Raw genomic sequence first — 18,313 nt, forward strand, 5'->3', positions numbered from 1 at the left:
CAAAACCCTCACCAAGACACCTGTTTGGCGATATGCCGGCGACCGCTCGTGATGTCCTTGGTAATTTCCCGCCGCAGCAACGAGCAGTTGAGCAGCGCCGCCGCCGTGCGCCGGGCCGGGTCGTGCTGCATTACACAAATTTTTCAGACACATCTTGCACAATGGGGTCGCAGATTGCGTGGGGCGTGGGAATGCCGCAGATCCGGCTGAGGACGAACATGACATCCAAGCGATGTGCGGACAGCCGTCGGTCGAAGCGCTCCGTCGCCAAAGGCATTGCAAAGGCCGGCGGCAAGTCGCCGGTCCGTTCGAAGCAGCCGTCCCGCCCCATCGCCGCCGGGCGCGGGCGCGCGGTCGAAGCCGCGCTGGCGCAGGCGCGCAAGTCGCACGAGCGGCTGCGCGAGGCGATCGATATCCTGCCGCAGGGCATCGTCTTCCTTGATTCCGAGGGCCGCTACATCCTTTGGAACAAGCGCTATGCCGAGATCTACAAGGCCAGCGCCGACCTGTTCAAACCCGGCGCGCGGATGCAGGACACAATCCGCGTCGGCGTGGCGCGCGGCGACTATCCGGAGGCGATCGGCCGCGAGGACGAATGGATCGCCGAGCGGATGCGCCGGCTGTTTCATCCCGGGCACAGCCACGAGCAGGTGCTGGCCGACGGCCGCTGCATCCAGATCGAGGAACGCACCACCTCGGACGGCGGCGTGATCGGCCTGCGGGTCGACATCACCGAACTGAAACAGCGCGAAGCCTCGTTCCGGCTGATGTTCGAGAGCAATCCGGTGCCGATGATCGTCTGCGCGCTGCAGACCGAGCGAATCCTCGCCGTCAACGACGCCGCCGTCGAGCACTACGGCTATTCGCCGGCCGAGTTCGCCGAGCTCAGCATCCGCCGGCTGCAGGCGTTCGACACTGAACTTCCGTGGGGCGGCGAGGCGAGTCGCGAGGAGCGCGCGGCGCGGACCTGGAAACACGTCAAGGCCGACGGCTCGCTGATCGATCTGGCGATCTACGCGCGTCAGCTCACCTATAACGGCGAGCCGGCGGTGCTGCTGGCGCTGATGGATATCACCGAACGCAAGCGCGCCGAGATGCGGCTGGCGTTCATGGCCCATCACGACGGCCTCACCGGCCTGCCCAACCGCAATCTGCTGCGCAAGCGGCTGGATGAGTTGCTGGCACAGACCCGGCGCACCGGCGAGAAGATCGCGGTGCTGTTCATCGGCGTCGATCACTTCAAGGCCGTCAACGATACTCTCGGCCACGCCGTCGGCGACAAGCTGCTGCGCGGCATCGCGCGGCGGCTGCGCTCGACGCTGCGCGAGGAGGATCCGCTGGCGCGGCTCAACTCCGACGAATTCGCCGTGATCCAGACCGGCATCAAACGCCCCGAGGACATCACTCTGCTGGCCAAGCGGCTCTTGAACGCGATCGCCGAACCGTATTTGCTGGAGGGGCATTCGGTCGTGGCCAGCGCCAGCATCGGCATCGCGGTGGCGCCGCTCGACGGCGACGATTCCGAGAAGCTGTTGATGAACGCCGACATGGCGCTGTCGCGCGCCAAGAAGGATTCGCGCGGCAGCTTCAGCTTCTTCGAGGTGGGCATGGACGCGCGCGCCCAGGCGCGGCGCAAGATCGAGACCGAGCTGCGCGCCGCGCTGCGCCACGACGTGCTGCGGCCTTACTACCAGCCACTGATCGGGCTGGAGACCGGCCGCATCACCGGCAGCGAGGCGCTGGTGCGCTGGCCGCATCCGGAACGCGGCATGATTTCGCCGGCCGAGTTCATCCCGGTCGCCGAAGACACCGGCCTGATCAACGTGATCGGCGCCCAGGTGCTGCGTCAGGCCTGTCTCGACGCCGCGCGCTGGCCGGGCGGCGTCCGCGTCGCCGTCAATCTCTCGCCGCTGCAGTTCCGCGTCGGTAATCTGATGGCGACCGTGATGGACGCGCTGAAGCAATCGGGTCTGCCGCCGCGCCGGCTCGAGCTCGAAATCACCGAGACGCTGCTGCTCGAGAAGAGCAGCCAGGTGATCGCGACGCTGCACGCGCTACGCGCGCTCGGCGTGCGCATTTCGATGGACGATTTCGGCACCGGCTATTCGTCACTGAGCTATCTGCGCAGCTTCCCGTTCGACAAGATCAAGATCGATCAGTCATTCGTGCGCGGGCTGTGCGACAACCGCGATTCGCAGGCGATCGTCCGCGCCATCATCAGCCTGGGCATCGGCCTCGGCGTCACCATCACGGCCGAAGGCGTCGAAACCGAAGCCGAACTGAGCTGGCTACGCGCCGAAGGTTGCCACGAAGCTCAGGGCTTTCTGTTCAGTCCGGCGCGGCCGAACGAAGAGATCAGGGGCCTGCTCGATCTGCAGGGGAGCGCCGGTCCGCCCGAACCCGCGGTGGCGTGAGGCGACGGCAGCGCAGCCCCTTGCCGCAGCGGATCCGCTGACGCCTAGTCGCGGGATGACGCGAAAGTCACGTGGCTCGCTTCGGTCTCGTACGACAATGCCGGCTCGTCCGGATGTCGAGGTGCCGCAAACGGTGACGCTTGCACGTGCGGCTTCTGCTTGTCGGCCCAGTGCAGCGTTGTGTAATCGAAGCCGCCCACGATGGATGGCTTGACCACTTCGAAATACGGCGAGATGTCGAAATCGCGCGGCATGTACAGCGAGGAATCGCGAATGTGCAGGATCTCGCGGCGCGCCGCGCGGCTGCCGGCTTTGGTGACCTTCGGCAGGATCGGATAGCGCACCGCGTCGAACGCCTGCGCGATCAGCGCCGAACAAATGATCTTGGTGGGATCGCCGGAGCCGAGCGCAATCATGCGCCGACGCCAGCGTTGCGGCACCGGCAGCGGTATCAGATAGCGCATCAGATCGATGATGTTCTTGGTGTCGTAGCCGAAGCCGATGCGGTTGATAGCGTAGCGGCAGACGGTGTGGCGGTCCTCGAACGACAGCCCGACCGGCCGGCAGATTCTGGTGTGATACGCCAGATGCCGCGACAGCGGCGACGATTCGACGCCCACGCCGATATTGGCCTCGATCAGCACGTGGGGTTCGCCGTCCGGTTCGGCGGCGCCGTCAATCGGGCCGACAAAGAGCGCAGCATGCGACCAGGTCGACTGCGTCAGATATTTGATGATGCCCGAGATCCGCGCGTTGCCCTCGACCAGCAGCACGTCGCCGGGCTGCATGATGTCGCGTAGCTGCTCGGGATCGCTCGGCGTGAACGGCTCGTAGCCTGGTTCTTCCTTCTGCAGGTAGCCGGCAATCATTTTGCCGAGCGCATCGAGCACCAAACCCATCTGTCGGCTCCGGCCGGGCTATGCGTATCCTCAACAATGATTGGGCACAGCCGTTGCGATTTAGTTCATCGGTCCCAGGCCGCGCTGACGGCTGATTCACCATGCGCGGTTGCCGCGCTGCAGCGACTCCGGCAAGTTGTTGCCCGCGAGCGATATGGCTCTTGGGTTGGCGCGCAAGGAGATCATGGTTTTGGCGGGGTCGGCGGCCAGAGTGAACAAGGCGGCGGCGCGGTTATCGCGGAATTGCCCGCTACCGCACAAGCTTTCGGAAACCATGCAATGACAATGTCCCGCCGCAGGTTCCTGACGGCCTCCGCCGGCCTCACGCTGCTGCCCGCCTTCGCGACGCGGGCAAGCGCGGCGCTGCCGCGGGAGGTCGATGTTGTGGTGGTCGGCGCCGGCGCCGCGGGTATCGCGGCGGCCCGGCGGATCGTCGCAGCCGGCCGCAAGGTGCTGGTGGTCGAGGCCGCGGCGCGGCCCGGCGGCCGCTGCGTCACCGATACGGACAGTTTCGCCGCGCCGTTCGATCGCGGCGCGCGCTTTCTGTACAATCCTGACACCAACCCGGTCGCCAGGCAGGCGCGCAGCGTCGGCATCGACATCGTGCCGGCGCCGCCCGGACAGCGGATCAGGATCGGCCGCCGCAATGCGCGGGCGCGCGAGACCGAGGACTATCTGGCGACGCTGGTGCGCGCCAGCCGGGCCATCGACGAGGCAGGGCGTGGCAAGGTCGATGTCGCCTGCGCGGCGGCATTGCCGAAGGATCTCGGCGAGTGGGGTCCGACGATCGATTTCGTGCTCGGCCCCTACGCCAGCGGCACCGACCTCAAGGACCTTTCGGCGCTGGACGAGAGCCGAGCGCCGGATCGCAACGTGCTGGCCGGCGCTCGCCAGGGGCTCGGCACGCTGCTGGCGCGGTTGGCCGCGCCGCTGCCGCTGCTGACGTCGACGCCGGTCAGCCGCATCGTCTGGAATGGCCGCGACACCGGCGTCGAGACCGCAGCGGGACGGGTCGCCGCAAAAGCCGTGATCCTCACCGTGTCGACCAATGTGCTCGGATCGGGCGCCATCAAGTTCTCGCCCGAACTGCCGAAGCGTCAGCTCGACGCCGCCGGCAAGCTCGGGCTTGGCAGCACTGACCGCATCGCGCTGCAGTTCAAGGGCAATCCGCTCGGCCTGTCCCGCGACGAATTGCTGATCGAGCAGAGCAGCGGCCCGCGCACGGCCGCGCTCTACGCCAACATCGCCGGCTCGTCGCTATGCACCGTGGACGTAGCCGGCGGCTTCGGCCGCGAGCTGTCGGCGCAAGGCGACGCCGCCATGCAGGCGTTCGCGCTGGAATGGCTCGGCAAGCTGTTCGGCAGCGAGATCACCAAGGCGGTCGAGCGCCAAGCCGTGACGCGCTGGAACGCCAATCCTTATGTGCTGGGGGCGATGTCGGCCGCCGCTCCAGGCGCTCAGCCGATGCGCAAAGTGCTGGGCGAGCCGCTCGGTAATCTGCTGATCGCCGGCGAGGCCACCAGCGAAGATTTCTGGGGCACCGTGCAGGGCGCCTGGGACTCCGGCGAACGCGCCGCCGACATTGCGCTGAAGCGGCTTGGGCCGGTGAAAGAGCCCGAAGCCGAGAAGCCGGCGCGCAAGCAGCCAAAGCAGCGCCGCGAGCGAAAACGCCAACCCGAACGCCCGCCCGCCACGGCCAGCGGCACGCCATCGTGGTGGCGCTGAGGTTTCCCTCACACGATCAGCTCACTGCTTGGGGCGCCCTCACCCCAGCCCTCTCCCGCAAGCGGGAGAGGGAGCCCGGCCGCCGCTGCGGCGGCATTGCGGATGAGCGTGAAGTATCGTTAAGTTCAGTGATGGTTGAGGTAAGGCGACTGCAGCAGCAACATCGGCAGCGCGCCCCCTCTCCCGCTTGCGGGAGAGGGTTGGGGTGAGGGCGACGCGGGCGCTGAGCTAACTAACCGGCTTTTCGCGCCTTGTTACTCGCGGTGCTGCGCACCGGCTTCTTGCCCTTGGCCGGCTCTTCCTTGGCCTTGCCGGCGCCGCTGCCCGAAATCGGCAGCAGCATCTCCTTCTGGCCAGGCGCGGTCTTGCGCTTTTTCGTCCGAGCCGGCTTCGCGGCAGGCGCCTTCTCGGCAGTCTCGGACGCGGTCGATTTCTTTGCAGCCGCCGCCGGCTTGTCGCCCTGGCCGAGGCTCTTGCGCAGCGCTTCCATCAGGTCGACGACGTTGTCGCCGCGTGGGCGGGCCTTGGCGGCGATCGGCTGGCCGGCAACCTTCTTGTTGATCAGTTCGGTCAGCGCGGTCTCGTAGTGATCCTCGAATTTGTCCGGCTCGAAATGCCCGGACTTCTGCTCGACGATGTGCTTGGCGAGGTCGAGCATGTCCTTGGTGATCTTGACGTCTTGGATATCGTCAAAGTAATCGGCGGCGTCGCGCACCTCATACGGGTAGCGCAGCAGCATGCCCATCAGGCCGTTGTCGCGGGCTTCCAGCGCGATGACGTGCTCGCGATTGGTGAGCACCACGCGCGCCAGCGCGACGCGGTCCATCGACCGGATGGTTTCGCGGATCACCGCATAAGCGTCATGGCCGACCTTGCCGTCGGGCACGATGTAATACGGCCGCACCAGATACAGCTCGTCGATCTCGGACTTCGGCACGAACTGATCGATTTCGATGGTGCGGGTGGATTCCAGCGCGATCGCGTCGAGTTCGTCGCGGGTGATCTCGATATAGGTGTCGGAGTCGACCTTGTAGCCCTTCATGATGTCGTCGGACGACACCTCCTCGCCGGTCTCGGCGTCGACCTTGAGGTATTTGATCCGGTGGCCGGTGGATCGATTGATCTGGTTGAAGCTGATCTTTTCGGCGTCCGAGGTGGCGGGAAACAGCGCCACCGGGCAGGTCACGAGCGACAGCCGCAAAAAGCCTTTCCAATTGGCGCGAGGGGCCATTGACGCAAACTCCACGAACGCAACACACTGAGCCGGGCCGGCCCTGGAACCGGGACTCAAGCGCAGGGCCTCAGATTCGTTCCCGGCGCGCCTATATGACCGTTGTGTTTGATTACCATTCGTCTTGTTCGGAGTACCAGGATGGTCGATCGCCCCCGGAACGCCGCCACAGACCAGCCGCGCGACCTGGCCGACCGCATGGCGCGGCGCAGCAAAGCGGACGGTTTCGTGCGCCAGACTTTCGTGCTGCCGCGGCTCGACGCCCGCGCCAAGGCGCGTGAATTTTTCGAGGCCTGGCCCAAGGCCGCCTATATGTCGGGCGTCGAGAGCTGGCGCGAACTGCCGGGAGATACCATCGAGTTCACGATGCGGCGGCTGCCGACGGCGGACTGAGCGCGTGGGATAGCGGGAGATTCCCGGTTGCAAAACCGGCTGCGCCCGGCATGGTTGAGCCAGTCAGGAAAACGCATCGGCCATGTCAGCACACAGCGGTGAGCGTTTGCATCAGCCCGGCTTTGCCGAGGCGCCGCATTATCACGGTCATCGCGAACGGCTGCGCGAACGGTTTCGCGAGTCCGGCGCCGACGCGCTATCGGACTACGAGCTGCTCGAACTGGTGCTGTTCCGCGCGCTGCCGCGGCGCGACGTCAAGCCGCTCGCCAAGGCGCTGATCGCGCGGTTCGGGTCGTTCGCCGAGGCGGTGCATGCGCCCGACGCGCGGCTGCGCGAAGTCGGCGGGCTCGGCGAAGCAGCGATTACCGAGATCAAGCTGATCGCCGCGGCAGCGGCGCGGGTCACCAAAGGGCAGCTGAAGAGCAGGCCGATCCTATCATCCTGGTCGGTGGTGATCGATTACTGCCGCACCATCATGGCGTTCGCCGACAAGGAGCAGTTCCGCATCCTGTTTCTCGACAAGCGCAATCAGTTGATCGCCGACGAATTGCAGCAGGTCGGCACCGTCGATCACACGCCGGTCTATCCGCGCGAGATCGTCAAACGCGCGCTCGAACTCTCCGCCACCGCAGTCATCCTGGTGCACAACCATCCGTCCGGCGATCCCACCCCGTCGCAGGCCGACATTCAGATGACCAAGCAGATCGTCGCCATCGCCGGTCCGCTCGGCGTCGTGGTCCACGACCACATCATCGTCGGCAAGAACGGACATGCGAGTCTCAAGGGGATGAAGTTGTTTTAAGGGCGCCACCTCCGTCATTGCGAGCGAAGCGAAGCAATCCAGCGCCGTGCACTGCGCTGGATTGCTTCGTCGCTTCGCTCCTCGCAATGACGGGGAAAGGCCGTACTAACTACCCGTTCGCCTCAAAACGCCCCGTGTCGGCCTTCGCCTGCGCTGAAGCGTTCGGCGCCTTCCAATGTTTCGCCGCTGTCGATCACTTGCAGGCCGCCGCGCATTTCGTGCATCAGCGCGTCTTCTTCGGACATGTCCCATTGCTCCAGCGCCGACAGCCGGTCGGCGCGCAGGCAGGTCTGCGGGAACGCGGCGATTTCCTTGGCGAGCGTGATGGCGCACAGCGCCGCCTCGCCGCGGTGGACCAGGCGGTTGGCGAGGCCGATGCGGTGCGCCTCGATGCCCGACACGGCGCGGCCGGTGAGGATCAGGTCCATGGCGTGGGAATGGCCGATCAGCCGCGGCAGCCGCACGGTGCCGAGATCGATCAGCGGCACGCCGAAGCGGCGGCAGAACACCCCGAAGGTGGCGTCGTCGGCCGCGACCCGCATGTCGGCCCACAGCGCCAGCTCGAGCCCGCCCGCGACCGCAAAGCCCTCGATCGCGGCGATCACCGGCTTACTCAGCCGCAGCCGGCTCGGGCCCATCGGCGCGATGCTGCCATGGCCGGCGATGTCGCGGCGGCGCTCGGCGTCACCCGCCGCCACCGCCTTGAGGTCGGCGCCGGCGCAGAACGTGCCGCCGGTGCCGGTCAGCACCGCGACGGAAGAAGTCTCGTCGGCATCGAACGCCAGGAAGGCGTCGTACAGCTTCCTGGCGGTGGCGCCATCGACCGCGTTGCGGCGCTCCGGCCGGTTGATCGAGACGATCGTCACCGGTCCGTCACGATTGATCAGCACCGTGTCCTTGGTCATGAAAAGCTCCGTCGTCTTGCGGGGTCAGGCGGATGTTGCGGACGTGATATCAGCTGCGGCTTGGCGGCCGACGTTGATTATTATCAAATGTCGGCCCCACGGTCGTCATTCCGGGGCGCGCGAAGCGCGAACCCGGAATCCCGACATGTTCTGCGACTCCTCGGTTTCCACAACTGCGGGATTCCGGGTTCGTGCGCGTTCCGCGCGCGCCCCGGAATGACCGGGAGGGGGCGCGGGTTGGGCGGAGTTACTTCACAACCAGCTCAGTCCCGGTCAGCCGCCGATAGGCTTCGAGGTAGCGCTTCGACGTGGCTTCGACGACTTCGCCCGGCAGCTTCGGCGGCGGGGCTTCGCCGTTCCAGCGGCCGGCGCGGCGCTCGGCGTCGAGGTGATCGCGCAGCGGCTGCTTGTCGAAGGAGGGCTGCGGCCGGCCCGGCTGATAAGCATCGGCGGCCCAGAACCGCGACGAATCCGGCGTCATCACCTCGTCGATCAAAATGATGCGGCCGTCGCTGTCGCGGCCGAATTCGAACTTGGTATCGGCGATGATGATGCCGCGGTCGCGGGCGATTTCTTCGCCCAGCGTGTAGATCGCGCGGGTCATGTGTTCGAGCGTGTAGGCATCCTCCTCGCCGACGATCTCGCGCATCCGGGCCACGGTGATGTTTTCGTCGTGGCCGGTCTCCGCCTTGGTGGCGGGCGAGAAAATCGGCGGCGTCAGCTTGTCGCTTTCCAAAAGACCCTCGGCCAACTGCTCGCCGGCCAGCGTGCCGCTTGCGGCGTATTCCTTCCAGGCCGAGCCGGTGATGTAGCCGCGGATCACGCACTCGATCGGAAACACCGTGGTGCGCTTGCACAGCATGGTCCGGCCGGCGATCTCGGCGCGGTGCGGCGCCAGCGCCGGCACGGCCTCGATGATGGCGTCGGTGTCGGCGCTGATCATGTGATGCGGCACCACGCCGCCGAGTTGGCTGAACCAGAACGCGCTGACCTGGGTGAGCACCGCGCCCTTCATCGGGATGGTCTCGCCCATCACCACGTCGAACGCGCTGATCCGGTCGGTGGTGACGAGCAGCAGCCGGTCGTCGTCGACGGCGTAGATGTCGCGGACCTTGCCGCGGCCGATCTTGGTCAGCGGCAGGTCGCTCGAGAGCATGGTGGTCATGGCGGTCTCACGCAGCAGGCGACCGCCGGACGGCGGTGCGCAACAATCGGGAGCGCCAGTTTATCACTCCGGCAGCGGAATGAACTCGCTCTCGTTCGGAACGGCGTCGAAACGGCCGGTTTTCCAGTCCTGTTTGGCCTGTTCAATGCGCTCTTTGCTGGACGAGACGAAATTCCACCAGATGTGGCGCGGCCCTTCCAGCGCGTCACCGCCCAGAAACATCATGCGGGTGTCCGTCTTGACCCGGACGGTGATGCGGTCGCCGGGGCGGAAGATCAAAAGCTGCGGCCCGACATGGCGGTCGCCGGCGATCTCGATCTCGCCGTCGACCAGATAGATCGCGCGCTCCTCGTGGTCGGGATCGAGCGGCACCGACGTGCCGGCGCGGGCGGTGACCTCGGCGTAGAACCAGGGTGACACCATCGTCACCGGCGACGACTTGCCGAACGCATTGCCCGCGATCACCCGGGCGGTGAAGGCGCTGGTCTCGATGGTCGGCAGCGTCGCAGCGGCGAAATGCTGGAAGGAGGGTGCGATCTCCTCGCTGCCTTTGGGCAGCGCGATCCAGCTCTGCAGGCCGAGCATCGCCTGGCCGTCGCGGCGTTCGACATCGGGCGTGCGCTCGGAATGCGCGATGCCGCGGCCGGCGGTCATCAGGTTCATGGCGCCGGGCGCGATCTCCTGGATGTTGCCCTCGCTGTCGCGGTGCATGATCTTGCCGTCGAACAGATAGGTGACGGTGGCGAGCCCGATATGCGGGTGCGGCCGCACGTCCATGCCTTTGCCGGCGATGAACTGCACCGGGCCGAAGTGATCGAAGAAAATGAACGGCCCGACCATCTGCCGCTTGCCGTGCGGCAGCGCGCGGCGCACCGCGAAGCCGTCGCCGAGGTCCCGCGTGCGCGGCACGATGACGAGATCGAGCGCGTCGCAGGTCTGCGGATCGCCGAGCTCGGGATCGATCGATGGCATCCAGCTCATGGTCGGACCTCTTTCTTCCTACAGCCGGCGATACGCGCGGCTCGGTCAACTTGTTACTCCGTCATGGCCGGGATTGTCCCGGCCATCCACGCCTTCAGCGTCTCTCCCGCATCAAGGCGTGGATGCCCGGCACAAGGCCGGGCATGACGGCGTTTGTGACGACGTGCGCCCGCATCACAAAGTCCGCGTACGTGTCACGCCGGCGGGGCGATCGCCAGCGGGGCGGAGGCTTTGCCGTTGGTCTTGCGCGGCTCGCTGGTCAGCGGCTTCGACGGCAGCTGTTTGCGCACCGCGGAGGCGGCGGCGATCTGGGCGCGTTCGGCAAAGGCCTCGTGGTTGGCCTCGATCTCGCCGAGCGCATACAGATAGTTCACCATCAGTCCGTGCGACTGCCGCATACCATTGGGCGAGCGGTCGCCGAGGAAGTTCAGAGCCTCGAGCCGCGCGCCGTTGCCGAGATGGAAGCGCGCCACCGGGTCGAGCGGCAGGCCGCGCGGGTTCTTGGCCTGCAGGAAGTAAGCGGCCGCGAGCGGCAGCAGCAGCGGCTTGATGTGATCGGCCATGTCCTGATCCTCGAACCAGTTCGGCCGGTCGAGCACCTCCAGCGCGGCGCGCGCCGAAGCGTCGAGCAGCACCGAATCGGGGTTGGCGCGTTCGCGCGCCAGCCATTTGGCGAAGCCCGGCACCGGCGACAGCGTGACAAAGCTCTGCACGTTGGGCAGCTCGCGCTTGATCTCCTCGACCACCTGCTTGATCAGGAAGTTGCCGAACGAGATGCCGGCGAGGCCCTTCTGGGTGTTGGAGATCGAGTAGAACACCGCCGTGGTTGCGTCCTTCGGCGCGATCGGCTCGCGGTCGAGGTCGAGCAGCGGCGCGATTGCGCCCGGTCGCTCCGAGGTCAGCGCGACTTCGACGAAGATCAGCGGCTCGTCGACCAGCTGCGGATGGAAGAAGCCGTAGCAGCGCCGATCCGCCGGCGCGAGGCGTGCGCGCAGATCGTCCCAATTGTGAATGGCGTGAACCTGCTCGTAGCGAATGATCTTTTCCAGGATGTTCGCCGGCGTATTCCAGTCGATCCGTTGCAGCACCAGGAAGCCCCGATTGAACCACGAGGTGAACAGATGCACGAAGTCGTCGTCGACATGCTTGAGCTGCGGATGATCGCCGAGATGCCGCAGCACGCCCTCGCGCATCCGCACCAGCGACGCGGTGCCGCCCGGCGCGAGATTGAGCCGGCGGATCAGTTCCTGGCGGCGCGGTTCGGCAGCTTCGAGCAGACGCCCGGCGGCGTCCGGTGATGCACCGCTGATGTGGAACGCTTCGACCGCGGCGGTGAGCTGCGCGAGATCAGGGCCGAACTGTTCGGCGAGCGCATCGAGAAAGCCGATCTGGTCGGGCTCCTCGGCGTTGTCGTAACCGGACAACAGCGTGCTCGCCAGCGCGACGCCGGTGGCCTCGCCGCGGCGGGACAGCAACGTTTCGCCGAGCGCGATCAGTTCCTCTTTGCTCTTCGGCTGATGGGTGTGCGATTTGAACAGGCTGCGTCCGCGCTCGGTGAGGCTGGTGAACAGCCCGCCAAGGAATTCCGACGCGCGATCGACGGTCGCTGCCATATGACGTGTCCCCGCAGTTTCGATAGATGAGAGTGCGTCGCGAAATCATAATCAGTCCGCGTTACGTCTTCCAGACGCTTCACGCCGCACTCGGTTCGGGCACGGCTTCGTGATCGGCGTGGCGAGCGCCGGCGCACCATTCGGTCGATCAACGGGTCAGGGCGCGCGCAAGGCGCGGCGGAAAAGTTTGCCGGTCGGGCCGGTCGGCAGCTCCGGCACGGCGTGAAAATGCTTCGGCACCTTGAAGCCGGCGAAATGGTGATGCCGCCGCAAGTAATCGCCGAGCTCGGCGGCGGGCGGCAAATCGCCGCGCGGGACGATGAACGCCTCGATGCGCTGCCCGATCGCCGCATCGGGCTGGCCGACCACGGCGCATTGCGCCACCGCCGGATGCGTCAGCAGCGCATGCTCGATCTCCTCGCCGGAGACTTTGATGCCGCCGCTGTTGATGACGTTGTCGATCCGCCCCGTCACCCAGAGAAACCCGTCGGCATCGAGCCGGCCGAGATCGCCAGAGCGCCACCAGCCATCTCGGAACTTCTCGCGCGTCAGCTCCGGGTCTTTCCAATAGCCGATCGCCAGCGAAGGGCCGGACACCGCGATCTCGCCGCTGTCGCCCTCCGCTGCTACGTCGTCGAACGAGCCGTTGAGGATGCAGACGTCGGCGCCGACCACCGGCCGGCCGCTGGAGCCGATCTTGCCCCGCTGCATCAAGTCGGTTGTGCCGGCGATCACGGCCGATGCGGTGAAGGCTTCGCCGGACAGATAGATGCAGGCGATGTTGCGGCAGAACTTGTCGTACAGCGTGCGCACGTCGGTCGGCGCCGGCGCTTCGCCAGATATCGTCACCAGCGTCAGCGAAGACAAATCGTAAGCCTCAGGCTTCGCATCGAACACCATTCGCCACATAGTCGGCACCAGCGGCGCCATCGAGATTCGCTCGCGCTGTACCGATTCGAGGAATGCCTGCGGGGTGAACACCTGGCCAAAGCAGACCTTGGCTTTGGCGGCAACGAACGGCAGCACGATGATGGCCCAGGCCGCGAACGACGGCTGCATGTACAACAGCGTCGCGCCCTCCGGCGGGATCGGGCCCATCGTCACCTGGCCGCCTTTGGCGGCTTCCAGCAGCGTCTTCTGGCTGTGCATGATGCCCTTAGGCCGGCCGGTGGTGCCCGACGACAGCACGATCGCGGCGATGTCCGAGGGCTGCGGCGGCGCCGCGAGCACGTCGTAGCGCGCAGCCTCCGCCACCGCCGCCGCGTAGTCGTCGGCAACGCCGTCACCGGCGCCGAGACTGATCCGCGCGATCGGCCGGCCCGCGCGCGCGATCGCCTCGCCGGCCAGCGCCGCCAGATCCGCATCATGCACCAGCACGGCGGCGCCGAGCCAGGCCAGCACCTCGCCGAGCCGCTCCGGCGTCTCGCGAACATGCAGGCTCGACGCGATCCGCCCGCTCAGCGGCGCCGCAAACCAGGCCACCGCATGCCGCGCCGAACTGCGGCACAAAAACGCCACGACGCTGCCCGGCGCAGCACCGGCGCTCACATAGGCCTGCGCCAGCGCGCGGGCCTGATCGAACGCATCGCTGCCGGTGATGCGGTCGGCGTCATCGACAAACAATTCATCACGCCCGCGCCACTGCGCCGAGCGGATGAACAGGTCGCTGAGGGTTTCGATGAACGGGGTGCGGATCTTGATGTTGCGAGCGCTCTGCATGATCGCCGACGCTACCCGTCGAATACCGGATACGTCCAGCAAACGTGTTGCTGCAGTGCGATCGTGAGCAGCGACAATACGTGCCGCTTACTAACGCTGCGCGAATTAGTTCGCCAGCACTTCGGCCGTGACGTCTTCGACGTGGTGCAGCAGGCAGATCAGGCGGCCGTCGGCGTCGTGGACCGGGGTGTTGATCGGCTGCCAATAGCGCTCGACGAAGTTGCCGGTAGTGTCGCGGACGTCGTAGCGCTGCACCTGCATGGCGTGCGGCTGGCCGGTCTCGACCACCGAACTCAGCGATGCGTAAAGGTTGCTGACGCCGTCGGCGGTGTCGATCGCCGGATTGTCCGGGAAGACATCGAACAGCGGCAGCCCGATGATGTCATTGCGGTTGGCAAAGGTGGCGCGCGCATAGGCGTTGTTGATATCGATGATCTTCAGCCCCGGGCCGGGGTCGATCAGCATGTAGGGATGCGGCGAGGTTTCGAAGTTCGGACGGAGCTGACCGATCACCGATGCCAGATCGCCGTTCGGCCGCTTCGGCGGCACCGGCGACAGATTGGCGCCGGACATCTGCGAGTTCAGCAGCGCCAGTTCACGCTTCGCCGACGACAACAGCATCAGCAAGGTCCGCCGCAGCGTCGAATCGGAGGCCTCGCCGAGCAGGCGGCCGAAATGCGCAATATTCTGTTCGCAAACGAACCGCTGCATGGCCCGCCCCACGCAATTGTACGAGCCGAATTAGCTACTCAGGATTGAAAGTAAGTCAATACCTGGAGTTTGGCGCGTCAGCGCGCCAAGCCGGTGACCTCTGACACCTTTCCGAAACGCTCCAGCGTCAGGATCGCGTCGGCGAATGTCTGAGCGCCGCCGTTCAGCACCGGGCGGGCGAGCTGCAGGAATTTCTGCGCCATCGCCTGATCGGACGGGAAGGAATTCGGCTCGCCCGACGGATCGGCGTAGATCCGCTCATGGACGCCGTCCTCGGTGGTGATCGAGACCCGGGCGCCGAACGGATGGGTCTTGCCCTCGAGCCGGGAGTCTTGAACCACGTCGAAACGGTCGGCCAGCGCGTCGATCGCGGGGTCGCCGAGCCGGCTGTAATCGTCCCAGCCGAAGCTGCCCTGGTCGAGCGCCAGCGCGCCGGTGAAGAACATCGAGAACTGGCCGCCGACGATCGAGGACGGGTGTCGCTTGGTGGCGGCGTCGCCGGTCAGGGTGATGCCGTTGCGGTGCAGGCCGACCTCGACCTTCTTGACCTGCTCGGGCGTCAGATTGTGCTCACACCGCATCGCGATCAGCGCGTCGATCGCCGCGTGGGTGTAGCGGCAGCTCGGATATGGCTTCACGCCGATCTTCATGGTCTCGTAGACGCTGCCGAGATCGGCGACCGCTTTGTCCGGATGCGGCGTATCGGTGTAGCCGACCAACAGGCCGTGAATGCCTTCGACGGATTCGCTGGAGCCAAGGAAGTCGTTCTTGGCCAGCGTCGCGGCGACCACGCCGTTCATCGCGGCGGCGCCGACCTGATAGCGCTTGTTCCAGGCGCCGTTGACCAGGAATTGCAGTGAGCCGGCGGCCTGGCTGCCGGAGACGCCGAATGCCGAGACGATCTGCTCGGCGCCAAGGCCGTACAGCTTGGCGGCCGCCGCGGCCGCCCCATAGGTGCCGGCGGTGGCGGTCGGGTGGAAGCCGCGGGCGTAATGCGAGGTCGGGTCTAGCGCGTTGCCGAGCCGACAGCAGACTTCGTAGCCGGCAACGATTGCGGTGAGCACATCGCGGCCGGAGGCGCCGACCAGTTCGCCGACCGCGAAGGCGGCCGGCACCACCGGCGCCGAGGGATGCAGCGAGGAATCGGCGTGGGTGTCGTCAAAATCGAGCGAATGGCCGAACGCACCGTTGAGCAGGGCGGCCACGGCGGGCGTGCGGCGCTTGGCGTCGCCGAACACGGTGGCGTCGCCATCAGTGTCGAGCGACAGCGCCTGCAGGGTCGCCAGCAGCGCGGGGGTGGATTCGGCGTCGCGCCGGGCGCGGATCGCGCTGCCGAGGAAATCCAGGGTGAGCAGCTTGGCGCGGGCCAGCACGTCCTGCGGGATGTCGTCGAATTTGAGCGCGGCGACGTAGGCGGCAAGCGTGGCGGTCTCGTTGGCCATCGGGGGCTCCCTGTTGTTTTGCGCGCACGTTAGGCGGGCCGGCGACTGGGTTCAAGCCACGCCGCCGCACGGCGGGCCTGCGCCGCGGCCGCAATTGCGCTGCAGCGGACGCTATGCTCTGTCAGCCGAAGCTCCAGCCGTCGCGATTCCTCAGCATGAAGCCGTTCTGGTCTCGATATCCCGCTCAGTGGCGCCCGCGCCGGCCGCAATGGGGGCTGGCGCTGCGCGTCACGCTGGCGTCGTTGCTGGCGCTTGCGGTCGCTCAGGCGCTGCATTTGCACTTGCCGCTGTGGGCGGTGCTGACCGCTATCATTGTCACCCAGCTCAGCGTCGGCCGCTCGGTGCAGATCGCGTTCGACTACCTGGTCGGTACCATCGGCGGCGCGATCTACGGCGGTGCCATCACCATCCTGCTGCCGCACCACAACGAGCTGGAGCTGCTCGGCGTGCTGGCGCTGGTGGTGGCGCCGCTGGCGCTGCTTACCGCCATCAAGCCCTATTTCAACGTCGCCACCGTCACCGCCATCATCGTGCTGCTGGTGCCAACCATGACCAAGGTGGCGCCGCTGGATTCGGCGATCGACCGGGTGCTGGAAGTCGCGGTCGGCGCGCTGACGGGGCTGTTGGTGTCGTTCCTGGTGCTGCCGTCCCGAGCCCAGGGGCTGGCGCTCGGCTCTGCGGCGCGTGCGCTCGACCTGATGGCGGTCGCGCTCGGTGAACTGCTCAACGGGCTGACCAAGGGGCTCGATACCAACGCGCTGCACCGGTTGCAGGACGGTATCGGCGAATCGCTGGTCAAGCTCACCGCGATCGGCGGCGAGGCCGAGCACGAGCGCGCCACCGGCCTGTCGACCGGCCCGGATCTCGCGCCGCTCAACCGCACGCTGCTGCGGCTGCGGCACGATCTGGTGATGGTCGGCCGCGCCGTCACGGCGCCGCTGCCGCCGCCGCTGAAAGACCGTCTCGGTCCGTCACTGGAGTCATTCCGCTCCGCGGCGACGCTGCATCTCGCCGCCAGCGCGGCGGCGCTGCGCGACCGCTCGCCGCCGCCACCGCTGCGCGCCGTTACCGCGGCGCTCGACGCTTATGCGGCGGAGGTCCAGGCCGTGCGGCAGGACGGGCTGACGCGGGGACTTCCGAGCGATCAGCTGGAGCGGTTCTTCGCGCTCGGCTTCGCCATGGAGCAGCTGCGGCAGAATTTCGTCGATCTGGAAATGCGCGTCGGCGAGTGGGCGAAGTCCCGGCCTGCGGGGTCCGCGAGCGCCGCCTGAGTTTCAGCGCGTGCGTAGCGCTTCCAGCGCCAGTTCGCTGAGCCGCTCCGGGTCGTGTTCGCCGCGCGAGGCGTGTTCGAGGATACGGTCGGAGAGGAATTGCAGCACGCTCGACGGGGTCTGCAGCGGCAGTGTTTCGACGCAGCGCTCCAGCGCCTGCGACATCGCCGCCACCACCTGCGGGCTGAACGCGTGCGGGGTCGGCGCTGCCTCGCCGGGCGGCGGAGCGACCGGTGGTGCGACAGCGGTCTTGAGTTTGCTGCCGAGGCGGGCCGCTTCTTCCAGCACACACAAATGGATCAGTGCGGATTGCGCCAGCGTGTCTTCATCGCTCTCGCCGGCGCGCGCCAGCGCCACGATCCGGGCCGCCAGCCGCTTGCGGTTGTCGTCGGTGTCGGCGCGCGAGCCTTCGATCTCGATGAAGCGCTCCCAGGCGCTGTCGAACGCCCGCGCCAGTGCTGCGGTGCGCTCGTCGGGTGGCGATACGCCAGCACTATTGTCGGTGTCAGAATCCACGCTGCGCCAACCGTTGCCGTTCCCTGAAGTTCCGCCTCGGGATCAATCCGCGAGCTGTCGCAGCATGGCACGCACCACCAGCCGGTGAAACGGCATAATCGTCGCCAGATAGATCCGGCCGAGCCGATTGTTGGTCCTCACCAGCGTCGAGGCGACAACGCGGCGGCCGGATGCATCGCCGTCAATCTCGATCACCAGACGGAAATCGAGATGGCTGTCGTCGAAACCGGCGACGAGGCGCTGCGGCGTCTCGCTTTTCACAGGAAAGATGCCGATCGTGTCACTTCCACCCGGCGGGTTCGGCTGCGGTCTCTTCAATCCGAACGGCGCCACGATGAGATTGCGCAGCCGCATCAGGATGCCGATCCACTGCGGACCGCGTTCGATCATCCGTGTCGCAGCCGTCCGGGCATCGAGGGCTCGCCCGCCGATGCCGATGCTGAAGGCGTCGACGAACCCGGCGCCGGGCAGCACCGCGTCGCGGTCGACGGTCGGACGGATTTCCTGAACGGTCATCGCACCTTCC

General features: G+C 66.8%; 18 protein-coding genes. 5 read left to right on the forward strand and 13 right to left on the reverse strand.

What is annotated here, in order from left to right; all coding sequences use genetic code 11:
• Positions 1-8: 8 nt before the first annotated feature.
• Positions 9-131: a hypothetical protein gene (locus D4Q52_RS26890; protein ID WP_283805660.1), complete on the reverse strand. Its 123-nt coding sequence runs from the start codon at positions 129-131 to the stop codon at positions 9-11.
• A gap of 60 nt (positions 132-191) precedes the next feature.
• Between D4Q52_RS26890 and D4Q52_RS07905 the strand changes: the two genes are divergently transcribed.
• A complete protein-coding gene (locus D4Q52_RS07905) occupies positions 192-2,414 on the forward strand; it encodes a putative bifunctional diguanylate cyclase/phosphodiesterase (protein WP_119855999.1) in 2,223 nt (740 codons plus the stop codon).
• Positions 2,415-2,458: 44 nt separating this feature from the next.
• Here the strand turns inward: D4Q52_RS07905 and D4Q52_RS07910 are convergent, their stop codons facing one another.
• Both D4Q52_RS07910 and D4Q52_RS07915 read right to left on the reverse strand, forming a co-directional pair.
• A complete protein-coding gene (locus tag D4Q52_RS07910) occupies positions 2,459-3,313 on the reverse strand; it encodes a YiiX/YebB-like N1pC/P60 family cysteine hydrolase (RefSeq protein ID WP_234831118.1) in 855 nt (284 codons plus the stop codon).
• Positions 3,314-3,409: 96 nt separating this feature from the next.
• Positions 3,410-3,589 (reverse strand): hypothetical protein, encoded by a 180-nt coding sequence (locus tag D4Q52_RS07915; protein ID WP_119856000.1) that lies wholly within the window; start codon positions 3,587-3,589, stop codon positions 3,410-3,412.
• A gap of 3 nt (positions 3,590-3,592) precedes the next feature.
• Between D4Q52_RS07915 and D4Q52_RS07920 the strand changes: the two genes are divergently transcribed.
• Complete coding sequence (locus tag D4Q52_RS07920; protein WP_119856001.1) at positions 3,593-5,038, forward strand: flavin monoamine oxidase family protein; 1,446 nt, start codon at positions 3,593-3,595, stop codon at positions 5,036-5,038.
• Between the two features lie 232 nt (positions 5,039-5,270).
• On the opposite strand, the gene D4Q52_RS07925 is transcribed toward D4Q52_RS07920, so the two are convergent.
• The gene (locus tag D4Q52_RS07925) at positions 5,271-6,269 is read right to left on the reverse strand and encodes a Ku protein (RefSeq protein WP_119856002.1); all 999 of its coding nucleotides are present in this window, start codon (positions 6,267-6,269) and stop codon (positions 5,271-5,273) included.
• 141 nt (positions 6,270-6,410) lie between these two features.
• On the opposite strand from D4Q52_RS07925, the gene D4Q52_RS07930 reads away from it, so the two are divergent.
• Both D4Q52_RS07930 and radC read left to right on the forward strand, forming a co-directional pair.
• On the forward strand, positions 6,411-6,662 hold the full coding sequence (locus D4Q52_RS07930; RefSeq protein ID WP_119856003.1) for a hypothetical protein: 252 nt from the start codon (positions 6,411-6,413) through the stop codon (positions 6,660-6,662).
• 82 nt (positions 6,663-6,744) lie between these two features.
• On the forward strand, positions 6,745-7,464 hold the full coding sequence (gene radC, locus D4Q52_RS07935; protein ID WP_119856004.1) for a RadC family protein: 720 nt from the start codon (positions 6,745-6,747) through the stop codon (positions 7,462-7,464).
• Positions 7,465-7,586: 122 nt separating this feature from the next.
• Here the strand turns inward: radC and D4Q52_RS07940 are convergent, their stop codons facing one another.
• The 7 genes from D4Q52_RS07940 to D4Q52_RS07970 all read right to left on the reverse strand — a co-directional run bounded on the left by D4Q52_RS07940 (position 7,587) and on the right by D4Q52_RS07970 (position 16,000).
• Positions 7,587-8,369, reverse strand: a complete 783-nt coding sequence (locus D4Q52_RS07940; RefSeq protein WP_119856005.1) for a crotonase/enoyl-CoA hydratase family protein — start codon at positions 8,367-8,369, stop codon at positions 7,587-7,589.
• 247 nt (positions 8,370-8,616) lie between these two features.
• Entirely contained in the window at positions 8,617-9,534 is a 918-nt protein-coding gene (locus D4Q52_RS07945; protein ID WP_119856006.1) for a phosphoribosylaminoimidazolesuccinocarboxamide synthase, read from the reverse strand.
• A 63-nt stretch (positions 9,535-9,597) separates the two neighbouring features.
• Entirely contained in the window at positions 9,598-10,515 is a 918-nt protein-coding gene (locus D4Q52_RS07950; protein WP_119856007.1) for a pirin family protein, read from the reverse strand.
• 194 nt (positions 10,516-10,709) lie between these two features.
• Positions 10,710-12,128 carry a malonyl-CoA decarboxylase gene (locus tag D4Q52_RS07955; RefSeq protein ID WP_119856008.1) on the reverse strand — a complete coding sequence of 473 codons (1,419 nt, stop codon included), beginning with the start codon at positions 12,126-12,128 and terminating at the stop codon, positions 10,710-10,712.
• A 156-nt stretch (positions 12,129-12,284) separates the two neighbouring features.
• Entirely contained in the window at positions 12,285-13,847 is a 1,563-nt protein-coding gene (locus D4Q52_RS07960; RefSeq protein WP_119856009.1) for a class I adenylate-forming enzyme family protein, read from the reverse strand.
• Between the two features lie 105 nt (positions 13,848-13,952).
• Entirely contained in the window at positions 13,953-14,558 is a 606-nt protein-coding gene (locus D4Q52_RS07965; protein WP_119856010.1) for a PAS domain-containing protein, read from the reverse strand.
• Positions 14,559-14,635: 77 nt separating this feature from the next.
• Complete coding sequence (locus D4Q52_RS07970) at positions 14,636-16,000, reverse strand: MmgE/PrpD family protein (RefSeq protein ID WP_119856011.1); 1,365 nt, start codon at positions 15,998-16,000, stop codon at positions 14,636-14,638.
• A 155-nt stretch (positions 16,001-16,155) separates the two neighbouring features.
• On the opposite strand from D4Q52_RS07970, the gene D4Q52_RS07975 reads away from it, so the two are divergent.
• Entirely contained in the window at positions 16,156-17,271 is a 1,116-nt protein-coding gene (locus tag D4Q52_RS07975) for an FUSC family protein (RefSeq protein ID WP_119856055.1), read from the forward strand.
• A 3-nt stretch (positions 17,272-17,274) separates the two neighbouring features.
• On the opposite strand, the gene D4Q52_RS07980 is transcribed toward D4Q52_RS07975, so the two are convergent.
• Positions 17,275-17,787, reverse strand: coding sequence for a hypothetical protein (locus D4Q52_RS07980; protein ID WP_119856012.1), 513 nt, complete (start codon positions 17,785-17,787; stop codon positions 17,275-17,277).
• A 42-nt stretch (positions 17,788-17,829) separates the two neighbouring features.
• Positions 17,830-18,303 (reverse strand): DUF2867 domain-containing protein, encoded by a 474-nt coding sequence (locus tag D4Q52_RS07985; RefSeq protein ID WP_119856013.1) that lies wholly within the window; start codon positions 18,301-18,303, stop codon positions 17,830-17,832.
• Positions 18,304-18,313: the final 10 nt, after the last annotated feature.

Source organism: Rhodopseudomonas palustris, assembly GCF_003591005.1.
GTDB classification, from domain to species: domain Bacteria; phylum Pseudomonadota; class Alphaproteobacteria; order Rhizobiales; family Xanthobacteraceae; genus Rhodopseudomonas; species Rhodopseudomonas palustris_K.

Bases quoted from the DNA above. Each gene is read 5' to 3' on its own strand.
- D4Q52_RS07950 (WP_119856007.1), bottom strand. From the start codon at position 10,515: ATGAGCTGGATGCCATCGATCGATCCCGAGCTCGGCGATCCGCAGACC.
- D4Q52_RS07960 (WP_119856009.1), bottom strand. From the start codon at position 13,847: ATGCAGAGCGCTCGCAACATCAAGATCCGCACCCCGTTCATCGAAACC.
- D4Q52_RS07940 (WP_119856005.1), bottom strand. From the start codon at position 8,369: ATGACCAAGGACACGGTGCTGATCAATCGTGACGGACCGGTGACGATC.
- D4Q52_RS07930 (WP_119856003.1), top strand. From the start codon at position 6,411: ATGGTCGATCGCCCCCGGAACGCCGCCACAGACCAGCCGCGCGACCTG.
- D4Q52_RS07920 (WP_119856001.1), top strand. From the start codon at position 3,593: ATGACAATGTCCCGCCGCAGGTTCCTGACGGCCTCCGCCGGCCTCACG.
- D4Q52_RS07925 (WP_119856002.1), bottom strand. From the start codon at position 6,269: ATGGCCCCTCGCGCCAATTGGAAAGGCTTTTTGCGGCTGTCGCTCGTG.
- D4Q52_RS07945 (WP_119856006.1), bottom strand. From the start codon at position 9,534: ATGACCACCATGCTCTCGAGCGACCTGCCGCTGACCAAGATCGGCCGC.
- D4Q52_RS07985 (WP_119856013.1), bottom strand. From the start codon at position 18,303: ATGACCGTTCAGGAAATCCGTCCGACCGTCGACCGCGACGCGGTGCTG.
- D4Q52_RS07910 (WP_234831118.1), bottom strand. From the start codon at position 3,313: ATGGGTTTGGTGCTCGATGCGCTCGGCAAAATGATTGCCGGCTACCTG.
- D4Q52_RS07915 (WP_119856000.1), bottom strand. From the start codon at position 3,589: ATGGTTTCCGAAAGCTTGTGCGGTAGCGGGCAATTCCGCGATAACCGC.
- D4Q52_RS07975 (WP_119856055.1), top strand. From the start codon at position 16,156: ATGAAGCCGTTCTGGTCTCGATATCCCGCTCAGTGGCGCCCGCGCCGG.
- D4Q52_RS07905 (WP_119855999.1), top strand. From the start codon at position 192: ATGCCGCAGATCCGGCTGAGGACGAACATGACATCCAAGCGATGTGCG.
- D4Q52_RS07965 (WP_119856010.1), bottom strand. From the start codon at position 14,558: ATGCAGCGGTTCGTTTGCGAACAGAATATTGCGCATTTCGGCCGCCTG.
- D4Q52_RS07970 (WP_119856011.1), bottom strand. From the start codon at position 16,000: ATGGCCAACGAGACCGCCACGCTTGCCGCCTACGTCGCCGCGCTCAAA.
- D4Q52_RS07955 (WP_119856008.1), bottom strand. From the start codon at position 12,128: ATGGCAGCGACCGTCGATCGCGCGTCGGAATTCCTTGGCGGGCTGTTC.
- radC (WP_119856004.1), top strand. From the start codon at position 6,745: ATGTCAGCACACAGCGGTGAGCGTTTGCATCAGCCCGGCTTTGCCGAG.
- D4Q52_RS26890 (WP_283805660.1), bottom strand. From the start codon at position 131: ATGCAGCACGACCCGGCCCGGCGCACGGCGGCGGCGCTGCTCAACTGC.